This window comes from Nocardia asiatica NBRC 100129 (assembly GCF_000308415.1).
Classification (GTDB): domain Bacteria; phylum Actinomycetota; class Actinomycetes; order Mycobacteriales; family Mycobacteriaceae; genus Nocardia; species Nocardia asiatica.
Genome location: NZ_BAFS01000189.1, coordinates 1 through 1,099, shown reverse-complemented (window position 1 = coordinate 1,099; position 1,099 = coordinate 1). Strand labels below are relative to the sequence as shown.

The 1,099-nt window shown below is 70.4% G+C and carries 1 protein-coding gene; it reads left to right on the top strand.

All coding sequences use genetic code 11. The features are described from left to right. Positions 1 to 1,099: translation initiation factor IF-2 (locus ON27_RS18220; protein WP_157227227.1), on the top strand; the 1,099-nt coding region annotated here is incomplete at both ends.

Here is a 1,099-nt window from a genome sequence, read left to right as displayed (position 1 = left end):
GGCCGGCGGCTTCCGCGGTCGTCCCGGCGGTGGCGGTGGCGGCGGTCGTCCGGGTGGTCCCGGTGGCCGTGGTGGCGCGGCAGGCGCGTTCGGCCGTCCCGGTGGCGCGCCCCGTCGTGGCCGCAAGTCCAAGCGGCAGAAGCGGCAAGAGTACGACTCGATGCAGGCGCCCGCCGTCGGCGGCGTGCGGCTGCCGCGCGGCAACGGCGAGATCATCCGGCTGGCCCGCGGCGCGTCGCTGTCGGACTTCGCGGAGAAGATCGACGCCAACCCGGCCGCGCTGGTACAGGCCCTGTTCAACCTCGGTGAGATGGTCACCGCGACCCAGTCGGTGAACGACGAGACCCTCGAGCTGCTCGGCAGCGAGATGAACTACGTCGTCCACGTGGTCAGCCCCGAGGACGAGGACCGTGAACTGCTGGAGTCCTTCGACCTCACCTACGGCGAGGACGAGGGCGGCGAGGAAGACCTCGAACAGCGTCCGCCGGTGGTGACCGTCATGGGTCACGTCGACCACGGTAAGACCCGACTGCTGGACACCATCCGCAAGGCGAACGTCCGCGAGGGCGAGGCCGGCGGCATCACCCAGCACATCGGCGCCTACCAGGTGCTCACCCACCTGGGCGAGGAAGACCGGCTCATCACGTTCATCGACACCCCGGGTCACGAGGCGTTCACCGCCATGCGCGCCCGCGGTGCGAAGGCCACCGACATCGCGATCCTGGTGGTCGCCGCCGACGACGGCGTCATGCCGCAGACGGTGGAGGCGATCAACCACGCGCAGGCGGCCGACGTGCCGATCGTGGTGGCGGTCAACAAGATCGACAAGGAGGGCGCGAACCCGCAGAAGGTTCGTCAGCAGCTCACCGAGTACGGCCTGGTCGCCGAGGAATACGGCGGCGAGACCATGTTCGTCGACATCTCCGCCAGGCAGAACATCAACATCGACGCGCTGCTCGAGGCGGTCCTGCTCACCGCGGACGCGGCGCTGGACCTGCGGGCCAACCCCGACATGGACGCGCAGGGCGTGGCCATCGAGGCGCACCTCGACCGCGGTCGGGGCCCGGTGGCGACCGTGCTCATCCAGCGCGGCACCCTG